We start from the raw sequence: 13,743 nt of genomic DNA on the forward strand, positions 1-13,743 counted from the left end.
ACTATTCTCCTAACGGCACTCTTAAGATATCAAACGTTTCTTTTAGATCAACCGAGCGCATCATTGTTTCTCCAACAAGTATACCTCTTGCACCAGCTCGTTTCACCCGTTCAACATCCGCTTTTTCCTTCATACCACTCTCACTGATCAAAAGGGTTTTCGTCGTATCTATTTTTGCTGCCAACTTTTCTGTGACAGCAAGATCTACTTCAAAGGTTTTGAGATCGCGGTTGTTAATACCAATAATGTTGGCACCGATTCGTTGTGCAACCGCTAATTCTTCTTCGTTATGCACCTCGAACAAAATTTCTAATCCTTTTTCAGATGCATAGTTGTATAGTGTGGCTAACCTTTCTTCAGGCAAAGCTGCTGCAATTAATAATATCAGATTGGCACCGGCATCAAAGGCACGGTCAATTTGAATCTCATCAATGATAAAATCCTTATTTAGAACCGGTATATCTACGACTTCTCTGACTGCTTGCATGTCTTCCATCTTCCCTTGAAAAAAAGGTGTATCGGTTAATACGGAGATGGCTCCAGCTCCGCAGGCTTGATAAAGCTGTCCTTGTTCAGCTGGTTCGACCCCATCATTGATTAACCCTTTTGAAGGTGAAGCACGTTTCATTTCAGCAATAATGCTCATTTTGTCTGATTTCATAAAGCTTTCATATAAGGAGACCTTTATTTTTTTCCCTTTAATTGAGCCAGGCTGATAATTTTGCTTTAAATCTGCTACTTCTTTTTCTTTTTCCGCTAAAATTTTATTTAAAATGGTCATATTACACCTCTTGTTTAATTCGATTACTAATGGTGATCAGATTATCTAATTTCGCTAACGCTGCACCTGAATCAATCGACTCACGCGCTAGCTCAACACCTTGTTGTACGGTTTCTGCTTTTCCATTGGCGAAAATGCCTAACCCTGCATTTAGTAATACGGTATCTCTGTGTGGTCCTTGTTTTCCTTCCAAGACATTTCGTAAAATCTCAGCATTTTCCTTGGAATCGCCGCCCTTAATTTGCTCATTATCTACTGTTGGCAAACCAACTTCCTCTGGTTTTAGGGTGAATTTCATTATTTCTCCCTTTTCTAATAATACCAAATGATTTTCACCAGCTAAAGAGGCTTCATCCATATAACCTGCACCGTTAATAATCAATGCTCGCTTGCGACCTAACTTATGCAACACGGCTGCCATTGTTTCTAATGAATCACGACGATAAGTCCCCATTAATTGGGAGGTTAACTTAACTGGATTCGTTAATGGTCCAATTACATTAAAAATGGTTGGAACACCTAATTCTTTTCTAACTTTCATTGCACGTTTCATTGCTGGATGAACATTTGGTGCGAACAAAAAGGCAATACCGTTTTCTTTTAATATCTCATACGTTTCTGGTCGAGTAAATTCTAATGGCACACCCAAATTTTCTAATACATCTGCACTTCCTGTCTTACTTGATATACTGCGATTACCGTGTTTCGCTACCGTGATTCCTGCACCTGCAATAACAAAAGCGGATGTCGTACTAACATTAAAACTCTGCGAACCGTCCCCACCTGTACCACAGTTATCCATAGCATCTGTCAGCTCATCAGGCAACGCAAGTGGAGAGATTTCTAACATAACGTTTACTAAACCGGTAATTTCATCAACTGTTTCTCCTTTTGTCTTTAATGCCGATAAGAATGCGCCGATTGCAATATCGCTTGTATCTTCTGCAAAAATATATCTTGCTGCTTCTTCCATTTCTGCTAGTGTCAAATTTTCTTTCTCCATCACTTTTTTCAAAAATTGTTTCATGCTTTTTGCCCCTTTCTGATCGCTTCAAAGAAATTATTTAATAACTTCTTGCCTTTTCCCGTTCCAATCGACTCTGGATGAAATTGCAGTCCATAAACTGGCAGATAGGTATGTTTTACAGCCATAATTTCCTGATCATCCATGGCGGTTGCTGTTACTAATAGTTCATCAGGTAGTGTATTTTTTTCAATCACTAGAGAATGATAACGCATCACTTCTAAAGGTTGCTCGAGATAATTAAAAATCTCATCATTTTGATGGCGGATCATTGATGTTTTTCCGTGTTTGATTTGGCGAGCGTGTGTTACCGTTGCACCATATGCGGCACCAATTGCCTGGTGGCCTAGACAGATACCTAGAATCGGAAATTCGCTTGCTAGATGTTTAACGATGTCGATACAAATACCAGCCTCATTTGGTGTTCCTGGTCCTGGTGAAAGAATAATGGCCTCTGGACTTTTTTGTCTGATTTCATCTAATGTTATTTTGTCATTTCGAACCACTTCAATTTCTTTTCCTAGCTCTGACATATATTGAAACAGGTTATACGTAAAGGAATCATAATTATCGATTAAAAGAATCATCTCTTAGTTACCTCCAATAACGATTTGGCTTTATTTAAGGTTTCTTGGTATTCCGATTCGGGGTCAGAGTCATAAACAACGCCCGCTCCTGCTTGTACATAGGCGTTCTGTCCTTTGATCACCATTGTTCGAATGGCCAACGCCAGGTCCAAGTCGCCGTTCATATTAATGTAACCGACTGCTCCTGCATAAACACCGCGTTTCTTGTCTTCAAGATCATTAATAATTTGCATCGCTCGAATTTTTGGTGCCCCTGAAACTGTTCCAGCGGGTAAAGTAGATATCAATGCATCTAACCCTGTATAATCTGCTGTTAATTCCCCGTGAACCTCGGAGACAATGTGCATCACATGTTGATAACGTTCAATCATCATATATTTAGGGATCGTAATCGAACCAATTTCACAAACACGCCCAAGGTCATTACGACTTAAATCTACTAACATCTTGTGTTCTGCTAATTCTTTTTCATCCGCTAATAATTCGGTTGCTAATTGCTGATCTTCTGCTTCTGATTTTCCTCTTGGTCTTGTACCTGCAATCGGATTTGTTACCACATGCTTACCCGTTGTTTTTATTAAACTTTCAGGTGATGCCCCCAATACAATATAGTCATCAAAATCGATAAAATACATATATGGAGATGGGTTGGATACTCGTAATCTACGATAGAAGGTAAACGGATCTGCATCAAAGCTCGCCTTCATACGTTGTGATAATACCACTTGAAAAATATCACCGTCGATTATATGTTGTTTTGCTGTTTCAACCATTTTTAAATAGGTTTCTTTTGCAATCGATGGATTGAAACTGACATGTAATTCTTCATCAGACATGGTCGTTTCTGGTGTCCAGATTTGATCTTGAAGCTGATGCAATTTTTCATCTAGTGTGTCATCGTCTCTTGTACCGTCTAAATTAATTGTCATCATTGTGATTTTTTGTTTCATATGGTCGAACACAATCACATCTTGATAAAACATCATATGAACATCTGGCATGTCAATTTCATCTTCTAATAGAGTGCCGATATCTTCATATTGACGAATCGCATCGTAACCGATATAGCCAATTGCTCCACCGTAAAAGGCATAGGGTAATGGTAACTCTTCTTTTGGGATATGCGCCTTTACAACTTCCAAAGGTTTTTGCTGCACTTTTTCATTGGTCCCTTTGGTATGATTAATTACTGTTGTTTCATTTGCGCTGCCAATTATTTCTTTATAAGGATTTAACCCGATAAACGAAAAACGTCCTTTTTCTCCGTGATTAACAGAGCTTTCCAGTAAAAATTTCTTCTTTCCTTCGATCCGATTATAGACTGAGATAGGTGTGATCGTATCACCGTTAAGTGCCGTACTTTTATAGTTGACCATTTGCTTCGACTCCTTTATTTAATTTCTTGTATTAAAAAAGTCCCTATTCATACATCGATGTATGGAATAGGGACGGTTATTTCTACCGTGGTGCCACCACTATTTGAAGGCCATTACCTCGCCTTCCACTTGTTTGATCCATTAACGAGGATAAGCCGTTGCTCTGTACTGTTGTTTCTAGAGCACTCTCAAAGGTCCATTCCAATTTCCTTGTATACCGGTTTCCAGCAATTCCGGCTCTCTTGTCTACAGCGGGAAAATGTACTAATCCTTCTCATTGATTTAAGTTATAATTACCTATACAAAAAGGGTTTCCACATCCTAAAAGGACGAGGAAACCCGTGGTACCACCTTTGTTAGCTATTAAAACAGCTCACTTTTCATGCCAAATAAAAATTATTTAACACTATCCCTTTGCAACGAGTGGATCTCTCGCCAAAGCCTACTAGACATACGTTCGGTTTGGGGCTCGGAAGTCCATTCACTTAATCTTGCACACTGATTCACACCAACCATCAGCTCTCTTTTGTGCAGGCGATAAGCTACTTCTCTTCGTCAATGCCAATTCGTTTAAATTGTTGTTACTATCATAGTACGCTCACATGGTTTTGTCAACGACTTTCCATTAAATTTTCAGAAAATTTACGGATCTTTAGTATTCGATGATCTCTTCTTCGATTTTTTCACCTAGATGACGACCAGGCTGATCTAATTGCACTAAAACTCGATCACCCTCTACTAGCGATATTGCTTGTTTTTCTTTATAATTTGACGCTAACAAATGGACACTATCCGCCTCTTGAAGGGTTGCTGAAACTTCAATGTTAGCAATACGGGTAACGACGCGCATTAATGGACGCTTTTCTATTTTTACTCGACCAAGTGCAACCTGACGTGTTTCACCATTTGCATTTAAGACTGTAATTTTGTCACCAGGTTTCAATTCGGCTAAATAGGCTGTCTTTGAAGCTTCTTTTACGACATAATGATGGATCGCTCCACTATTAATACGAAATGGTCTGGCCGGATACGTATCAGTTGTGCGATTTTCGGCTAAGACAAATAGATAACCATGGCCTGTATTTCCTAACAGAATGCCTTCTGTCGGCTCTAAATGATCAACAAAATCTAAGCAGACTCGGGATCCTTCTCCAATTGACTCAATGCGGATGATTTCAGCTTCTTGTAGGTTACTTTCCACATTTTAACCTCCGTTCATAATTTTGTGCCTTTTTCCACAGAAATTACATAGCTTTCATAACGATAATCATATACAATATATCTTGGATTTACAAATGGGAGGGTAACTATGCGCAAGTTATTAGTAGTGTTATTTCTTCTATTGATTGTTGGCTTCAGTGTAGTTGGGTACAGCACGAGTACCCATTCTGTAAACGACGATGTTATCGAAATGGAGCAGGAAAAATAGAAGAAACAACAAAAGATTGAGACAAAAGAATTCTCAAATTAGAAAAATCCAAACGATTTCGAAAGCTATTTTCGATCGTTTGGATTTTATTCGTAGTAGAAGGATTATGCGACATAACTTAGGAGGTAATTTTGAGAGTTTATTTGTGCTTGGCAATCGCTCCGGCTTGTCGGCTTCCCTTTCCGCGGGTTTTTATCCTCAGCTAACTTTTTAAGCAGAAAGCGCTTAAAAAGTGGATCTTCGGATAAAAACATCCCGCAGGAGTGGAAGCCGACGCCTACACTTGTTAATGCTCTACAACTTACGTAAGAATAATCATGTTGGCTTTATTCCATATCAATCATAAATGGCTTCTAGAATTACTTATGATTATTAGCAATATAAGCTTATATTTGTAACACTCCAAAATGCTAGCATTTGCAAAAGTTGTACAACTCAATTAAGCGTAGGCGGCCACTTTCACTCCAGTGGGATTATTTTCCATGAAGATCCACTTTTCCATGCGGTTTTCGCTTGGAAAAGTTAGCTGAATGGAAAACCCCACGGAAAGGGAAGTGGGCAAGCCGAAGCGGATTCTACACACTTACAACATCTCATAATTACCACCACAAAACTGTAGTACTTTCCATTTATTGCGTAACAACGCATAGCGGATTGTGCGTGTTTTAAGTTAAGAGCAATTTATGTTCTTCTTTTCTATCTTTATCTTCTTTTAAGATCAACTAAATCATCGACTTTTACGGCTTGCCCTGTTGCTAGTGATTTATTACCGGCAATACCTGTTAAGATAGATATAGCGCCGTCAACATGAGAGGCTGCACGATTAAACTCGTCATCTGCTGGTACACCAAATAAGTCATTTAGTAATTCAGGATCACCACCACCATGGCCACCCTCTTTTTCTTCTACTTCCACTTCATAGGGTTCGCCAAACATCGGTAATACTCGGAGTGTTTTTTCATCTAATTTACCTTCGTCACTTTTTTCTCCACCAGAATTTATATAGGACTGTTCACGTACTTGCACTTCAATTCGACCTTTCGTTCCATTAAATGCAATTTGAAATCCTTCCCAAGGTAAATAAGCATTTAAAGAATAGGTTAAAATTGCTTTGTTTTTATAGGTTACATTGACACCTAACGTATCTTCAATATTGATCCCGTCACCAAATACACTCTGATCTCGATGATAGCCATCTTCTTTTTCAGCATCCAGATACATGGATTTAAGGTGTTCATTTGATTCTAAATCAATGGCAAACGGATCTTCCTTCGCATAGTCACTTCCGTGTGCCCTTTCATAAAACTGTGTAACCCCACGTTCCTCAGCATTTTCTTTCCCATAAAAACGAAGACCACCCGTAGCATATACCACATCGGGCTCTGTATCCAGCCAAAAATTGACTAAGTCAAAATGATGTGTTGACTTATGCACGAGCAAACCACCACTATTACGTTTATCTCGATGCCAACGGCGGAAGTAATCTGCACCATGTTGAGTATCTAGCGCCCATTCAAAATGAACGGAATTGACTTGACCAATTACTCCATCACGGATTAACTCCCGAATTTTGGTATTGTGTGGTGCATATCGGTAATTAAATGTTACCCGAACATTCTGACCAGTTCTTTCAATAGCATCAATAATTTCTTGTGTTTTTTCCGCATCAACGGTCATCGGTTTTTCCGTAATGACGTCGCAACCTAGTTCCATTGCTCGTATAATGTAACGATGATGTGTTCTATCCATAGAAGTTACAATAACAATGTCTGGTTTCTCTGTTTCGATCATTTCATCAAAACGGTCTGCTGTATACGTGTTTATTTTCTCTACGCGATATTTATTTTCCAATAACGTATTCGCATAATCTAACCTTGTTTGATTCGAATCAGAAAACGCTACCAATTCACACGTGTCTTGAAAATCCTGCACCATTGCCCCGTAAAAAAATTCGGCACGGCCACCAGTTCCAATCAATACATATTTCTTCTTCAATTCGAACACCCCTAATCATTTTTGAAATCGTTCACATTTTAAAATAACAACGTTGTTAAAATTATAAAATATTAATCTTAAAATAGCAACTTATAATCTAATAATTTTTGTTTTCGTGTTTTTTGGATAAAAGAGGTTCACTTTTTCCAAACAAAAAACTCTCCCGTTACAACGAGAGAGTTTCAACTTACATTGTTAATCTAATATTGTTACATCTACTGTTCTTCTACCCCAAGCATATGCTTCGTCTTTTGTTGGAACGTGTAAGTCAATTTTGTTGCCGTTGATGGCTCCACCGGTATCTCCTGCAATTGCTTCACCATATCCTTCCACATGCACTCTAGTTCCTAGCGGAATGACATTTGGATCGACAGCAATAAGTTTCATGTTAGGATTTTCTAGCAAGTTAATCCCTGTTGCAGTGATTCCTGAGCAACCTTCACATTTTGCTGTATAAGCAGTTGCTGACACTGTTATAGTTTCACCATCTTGACTTGAAGAAGCTTCTTTAGCCTCTTTATTGTTCTCTTCTTTAGTTTTAGTTGATTCTTCTGCTTCTTTCTTCTCTACTTTTGGTTCAGATGCTTCCGGTGTTTCTTCTTGATTACTTGTTTCTTCTGCTTCTTGATTAGATTCAGACTGATCTTCTTCTACTTCTTTGATCGTTAATTTTTCACCAATAATGATCAAGTCTGTTTCAAGGTTATTCCATTCTTTTATTTCATCGACTGTCACATTATGTTCTTCTGCGATTCTACTTAATGAATCTCCTCTTTCCACAATGTAAGTGATCTCTTTATCTATCTCTAATATTTGTTTTGGTTGAATGACCTCTGAATCTAGTTTGTTAATCTCCTTAAGTTCTGCAACTGATGTATTATGTTCTTCTGCGATTTTCCACAAACTATCTCCCTTTTCTACTTCATATTCTGCTGCCGAAAGTGGTAGCACAATAAAGAAGCTAGTTGCAACAAAACCCATTGACACTAAAAATTTTCTCATCAATGTTGCCTCCTTTCGTGTTGACAAGGACCAATATAACACAGATTAATACCCCTTGTGGTTACAGAGAGTTTAAGAGTCTGTAACAAAAGTTACTATATTACAATGGCTTGTCACATTCGTCATTATGGGGCAACATTAATAGATTTTATACATGTTTTCGTAATATTTTCTATAAAAATACCACTTTTATTAATAGACGCAAACATTGAACTCGGTGACTTTAATATATATGAGAATTTAAAAGTTCTTGACGGGAATTCCTTCTTTCTTGACAGGAATCCTTCTGTTCTTCACGGGAATAAAAGTGAATTCCCGTGAAGCGAATCATATTTCCCGTCAACAGCATCACTATTCCCGTGAAGATCTATCAATGAATTAATTTCATCATTTAATACAGGATTGCATTAGTTCAGGGATATTCGGAAGTGTTTTTCGTTTTCTGCTTTTAATTTTTCTCTGCTTAAGAGGTCGTTTGCAATTACTTCTGTCATATCCAATGGAATATCTTTCACTACTTCTTTGCCTTTAAACATGGAGTAGTCCCCCCCGCCACTTGCACGATAATTATTCATTACAACATGATAAGTTTGATCCATATCCATAGATTTACCTTGATAATCGATTGTTATCACTCGCTCACCGATCGGATTAGATACCACTATTTCGTAATAAATACCTTGCCACATATCATAGTTATAGGGTTGTGGCTTAGGGGTTAAAAAGCTTGGACTTACCACTATTTCCCCACCCTCTGCTTGAAAATAGCTAGCCGCTTTTTCTAGTGCCGCTTTGATATCATGGCCACTCACTTTTAACACTTTTAAAGTATTAGGGTATATATAATTTGATACGATATCTCTCATTGTTACCTGTTTCGGAAAACCGGGGGAGTTATCGTGAAATAGAGCTGTACAAGATATATCAACTTCCGCTACCTTCATTTGTAATTGATTAATATAATGAATAAATGGGTGACCATTCAAACGAACTGCCATCGGATCTGTTATTTCCATATCACCTTCAACTGTCGTGATTGTTTGATCCAGAAAGTCTTGAACTTGTTTTTCATCTTCCTTTATTAGCTCGATTATATGAAGATCCGCCTCTGTTTCGTTATCTACGTAGTGAAGTGTCGGTGTAATAGATTTGATTTTTTTATCGTACTCAATTTTTATCTCTGCAATTGCTTGCCCATTGTTCCCAGCTTGTACAAATTGAACGCCATTAATTTCTCCAGTTAAAAAGCGATGTTGATGTCCCGTTATCAACAAATCAATACCTTCTACTTCTTGACAAATTTGATAGGCTTGATTCTCACCTGTCAATTCTTCTGTAGGTTCTCCTGTATTAGGATCTCGCTCCACCCCACCATGATAACTAACCACCATCAAATCTGGCTTTTCTAACTCATGAATCAATGGCACCCACTTTTTTGTGGACTCACATACGTCTTCAAAATATAGATCTTTTATATGATTGGGATCTTCCCAATTAGGAATATAATGTGTTGTCATGCCTAATACAGCAATTCGCATGTCGGCAATTTGCTTAATCACATAAGGCTTTCCTAAAAAGGGTTCTTGATCTTTTTTATTTACTACATTTGCAGATAACCAAGGGAAATCTGATTCACTGACAGCTGTTTGTAAAAAGTCCATACCATAATTGAATTCATGATTACCAATTACCGCAAGATCATACTTTAATTGATTTGCAACCTTAATCATTGGATTTTTTTGATCTGTTGCCTTTTTAGCAAAATAATAAGTAAACGGACTTCCTTGGATAAAATCGCCATTATCTATTAGGACGGTTTCATTATTTTTTCTAATTTTATTTACTAGTGAAGCTACTTTCGCTAATCCCATATTTTCTTCTTCACCGTTACGATAATTGCTAGGTGTAATATAGCCATGTATATCGCTAGTTACACATATTGATAGTTTCATCTAGATTATCCCCCTTTTCGTCTATTATAACGATCTTTTTCTTATTTAGGAAAAAGTTTACAATATCTTTACTTGGATTTAACACCCAGTTTTCATTGATTTGCTATAGTTAAAGTGTTCCAAATTGAGCAATGCTGCAAAGATTGCTTTCTCACAAAATGATAGCCCCTTTTTCTTTTGCCGATGAACTATCTCATCGGCATTCTTTTTTGTACCTACTATCTATTATATTACCAAGACATCTATTTAATCTTTTCGATTGTTAACATAATTAACAGACACAAACTGCGAAGTTGTGACAATTTTGAAAGTATGATGAATGCTAGGTAAAAGCTCCGTCCATTTACTTCGCTTTTACCACGGGCATAAGTCAACATCTTTTCAAGCAAGCTTTCAAAGTGTTTCCTATACCGCGGGCGTCACCTCAGCCTCCTCGGCAGAAAATCACTGCCTGTGGGGTCTTCGGAAGACTCTGAACACGTGCGGAGTCTACGTAAATGGACTACGCTTCAATAGTGTTCTACAAATTTAGAAACAGCTAGAATATTGATATCACAGCATATTCCCTCGTACTTGAACAGATATCTAACAAAGCGGAGGAAAAATGCGACACTCCTGGGGGAACAGCACGAGCTGAAGATCCACTTGGTAAAGTGTTTTTCTTTACCAAGTTAGCTTCAGCCGTGCCCCCGGAAAGGGAGTGTTTTTCCGTAGCGTTGGATTAGCACTCATCCCAATACTTTTGTCAATAATACAATGTCAGTTTTTTTACAACAAAAAAAGAATCGTGGCTCTTGTCATGAACCCGATTCTCTACTATTAGATATCTATTTAATTACCGTTATTCGCTCTTTAGCAGGAACTCGTGGAACTGGTGATTGTGACTTTGCGGGGTAGCCTACATGTATTTGGCCTACTACTCTCTCATTTTCTTTTAAGCCAATTAATTCTGCCGTTTCTTCACAATAAGCTAACTTTCCTGACTTCCAGAAGGTACTTAGTCCTTGTTCCCATGCTAATAAACTAAAGTTCTGAATCACACAACTCGTCGATGCATAATCTTCTTCTCTTAGTTTTTCTTGTGGATGCAAGTTATTAATTACAAAAAATAAAAAAGGCACACTAATAATTTTTTGATAAGCATTATTTCCTACTATTTCTAACTCTTCATCTGAGTTACTATTACTTTTTGACAAAGCTACTTGTCGATTTATTTCTGCTAATTTTTTCTTTGCTTCTCCTTGAATAAAAACAAAGCGCCATGGTTCGGTTAATTTATGGTTAGGAACCCAAACTGCGGTATCTAATAACTCTTCAATTAGTTCGTTAGAGACTTCTTTATCTTGATAGGACGATATCGATCGACGTTCTTTAATAAGTTGTCGCAATTCCATGAGGAAATCCCCCTTATGTTAATGATAATCATTTTCAACTACATTTTATCATATCATATGAAGAAAGGCTGTCAAGATGCTCATATAGGTAAATTCTATTATTTTCCAAAAAAGACTTGTAATAATTCCCTATTTACTGTAATATACTTACAAATGTTACTAATTAAATAATTGATACTTATCCAGAGAGGTGGAGGGGCTGGCCCTATGATACTTCAGCAACCGTCTATAAAGACAAGGTGCTAATTCCAGCAAGCGCAATGATGCTTGGAAGATGAGAGATTTTTTAAATGATTCTCCGTCTTTTTAGTAGACGGAGTTTTTTATTTTCTAAGAAAAGAGGTGAAAAAATGTCAGGACTTTTAACTAAGTTACAAGATAATATCATGATTGCAGATGGAGCGATGGGAACTTTATTGTACGCTCATGGGGTCGATCGATGTTTCGAATCCTATAATCTAACACATCCCGATGAAATCTTAAACGTACATCAATCATATATCGATGCTGGAGCTGAAGTGATTCAAACCAATACGTATGGTGCTAACTATATAAAATTAAATCGATTTGGATTAGAAGATAACGTACATCAAATCAACACTAAAGCTGTTCAGATTGCAAAATCCGTGGCAAAGGAAAATGTTTATGTCCTCGGTACTATAGGCGGCATTAGAGGAGTTCAAAAATTAGTAACATCTAAAAAAGAGATTATCCGAAGTTTTAAGGAACAACTTTTCTCTCTTCTATTAGAAGGTATCGATGGGATTATACTAGAAACCTATTATGATTTTGATGAAATTAAACAGGTACTCGAGATTGCTAGAAAGGAAACAAATCTACCTATTATCACCAATGTATCAATGCACGAACCAGGTGTAATGGAAAACGGTATTGCACTTCCAACCGCATTGCAAACACTTGACGATATTGGGGCTAATGTAGTTGGCGTTAATTGTCACTTAGGTCCTCATTATATGATCAAAGCATTAGAATCGGTTCCTTTATTGCAAAATGCTTATTTAGCCGCCTATCCGAATGCTAGTCTTCCGGCTTATCAAAACGGAAAGCTCGTATACAATCAACATAGTAATTATTTTCAGCAGAGCGCGAAAGCCTTTAGAGATCAAGGAGTCCGTTTAATTGGTGGTTGCTGTGGTACAACACCCGAGCATATTCGTGCACTGAAAGATGGTGTCACTGGTCTAACACCGATAACAAGCAAAGAAACAAAACCAATTCTGACTAAACAAAACAATGGTCATTCACAGCGAAATAACGAAGACTCATTGGCTGAAAAAGCAAAAAAACAACACACGGTTATCGTTGAGTTAGATGCACCTAAACATCTAGACACAGATACATTTATGGATGGCGTATTTTCTTTAGAAAAAGCTGGTGTCGATGCGATCACTCTAGCAGATAATTCGTTAGCCACTCCAAGAATCAGCAACCTGGCGATGGCAGTCAAAATGAAACAAGCTGGTTCCAAGGTAACTCCACTAATACACCTAACTTGTCGTGATCGAAATTTAATTGGGCTGCAATCGCATTTAATGGGGTTACATACCTTAGATTTCCGTGAAATTCTTGCGATCACTGGTGACCCTACTAGAATTGGTGGATTCCCTGGTGCATCATCTGTCTTTGATGTCACTTCTTTTGAACTGACAAGACTGATTAAACAGTGTAACGATGGGCTATCGTTTTCGGGAAGTTCACTAAAAACAAATACCAACTTTCAAGTTGCGGCAGCATTTAACCCAAACGTCGCTAATCTTGAAAAAGCAGTAAAAAGGATGAAAAAGAAAATTGAAAATGGTGCAGATTACTTTTTAACTCAACCAATATTTAGTCATGAAAAAATCATTGAATTACACCGTTTGACTAAAGAAATTGATAAACCAATATTCATAGGGATTATGCCGCTCACGTCCCATCGTAATGCCGAATTTTTACATCATGAAGTTCCTGGAATGAAGTTATCTGATGAAGTGAGGGCACGAATGCAACAACAGACCAACCGACAGGATAGTTTGCGTGAAGGAATTGAAATCGCGAAAGAATTAATTGATACGACGATTAATTATTTTCATGGAGTATACATTATTACCCCATTTATGCATTACCCGTCTACAGTAGCGTTAACCAAATATGTTCATGAGAAGACACATTTAGTCACTAAAATATAAATAAGGGAGTTATT

General features: G+C 37.6%; 10 protein-coding genes, 1 riboswitch and 2 other annotated features. Of the genes, 1 reads left to right on the plus strand and 9 read right to left on the minus strand.

From position 1 onward, the window contains the following. Window position 1: 1 nt before the first annotated feature. The 9 genes from trpC to BN3107_RS17070 all read right to left on the minus strand — a co-directional run bounded on the left by trpC (window position 2) and on the right by BN3107_RS17070 (window position 11,540). Window positions 2–781 (minus strand): indole-3-glycerol phosphate synthase TrpC, encoded by a 780-nt coding sequence (trpC, locus tag BN3107_RS17030; RefSeq protein WP_058308816.1) that lies wholly within the window; start codon window positions 779–781, stop codon window positions 2–4. 1 nt (window position 782) lies between these two features. Further along, entirely contained in the window at window positions 783–1,808 is a 1,026-nt protein-coding gene (gene trpD / locus BN3107_RS17035) for an anthranilate phosphoribosyltransferase (RefSeq protein WP_058308817.1), read from the minus strand. Continuing rightward, window positions 1,805–2,392, minus strand: a complete 588-nt coding sequence (locus tag BN3107_RS17040; protein WP_058308818.1) for an anthranilate synthase component II — start codon at window positions 2,390–2,392, stop codon at window positions 1,805–1,807. The genes trpD and BN3107_RS17040 overlap by 4 nt, the downstream gene beginning before the upstream one ends. Beyond that, window positions 2,389–3,768 (minus strand): anthranilate synthase component I, encoded by a 1,380-nt coding sequence (trpE, locus tag BN3107_RS17045; protein WP_058308819.1) that lies wholly within the window; start codon window positions 3,766–3,768, stop codon window positions 2,389–2,391. Before trpE ends, BN3107_RS17040 begins: the two co-directional genes overlap by 4 nt. 65 nt (window positions 3,769–3,833) lie before the next feature. Further along, window positions 3,834–4,055: a binding site (T-box leader), on the minus strand. Window positions 4,056–4,090: 35 nt separating this feature from the next. After that, window positions 4,091–4,336: a binding site (T-box leader), on the minus strand. Between the two features lie 84 nt (window positions 4,337–4,420). Next, complete coding sequence (locus BN3107_RS17050; protein ID WP_058308820.1) at window positions 4,421–4,969, minus strand: 3-dehydroquinate synthase II; 549 nt, start codon at window positions 4,967–4,969, stop codon at window positions 4,421–4,423. Window positions 4,970–5,899: 930 nt separating this feature from the next. Further along, a complete protein-coding gene (locus BN3107_RS17055) occupies window positions 5,900–7,192 on the minus strand; it encodes a Gfo/Idh/MocA family protein (protein WP_058308821.1) in 1,293 nt (430 codons plus the stop codon). A 195-nt stretch (window positions 7,193–7,387) separates the two neighbouring features. After that, window positions 7,388–8,194, minus strand: a complete 807-nt coding sequence (locus BN3107_RS17060) for a 3D domain-containing protein (protein ID WP_058308822.1) — start codon at window positions 8,192–8,194, stop codon at window positions 7,388–7,390. 407 nt (window positions 8,195–8,601) lie between these two features. Then, a complete protein-coding gene (locus BN3107_RS17065) occupies window positions 8,602–10,146 on the minus strand; it encodes a bifunctional metallophosphatase/5'-nucleotidase (RefSeq protein ID WP_058308823.1) in 1,545 nt (514 codons plus the stop codon). An 827-nt stretch (window positions 10,147–10,973) separates the two neighbouring features. Next, entirely contained in the window at window positions 10,974–11,540 is a 567-nt protein-coding gene (locus BN3107_RS17070) for a nitroreductase family protein (RefSeq protein ID WP_058308824.1), read from the minus strand. 175 nt (window positions 11,541–11,715) lie between these two features. Beyond that, window positions 11,716–11,821, plus strand: a riboswitch (SAM riboswitch). 69 nt (window positions 11,822–11,890) lie between these two features. Here BN3107_RS17070 and BN3107_RS17075 point away from each other — a divergent pair. Further along, window positions 11,891–13,729, plus strand: coding sequence for a bifunctional homocysteine S-methyltransferase/methylenetetrahydrofolate reductase (locus BN3107_RS17075; RefSeq protein WP_058308825.1), 1,839 nt, complete (start codon window positions 11,891–11,893; stop codon window positions 13,727–13,729). The last annotated feature ends 14 nt before the right edge of the window (window positions 13,730–13,743 follow it).

Source organism: Gracilibacillus massiliensis (assembly GCF_001458115.1).
In the GTDB taxonomy this organism is placed as follows: domain Bacteria; phylum Bacillota; class Bacilli; order Bacillales; family Amphibacillaceae; genus Gracilibacillus; species Gracilibacillus massiliensis.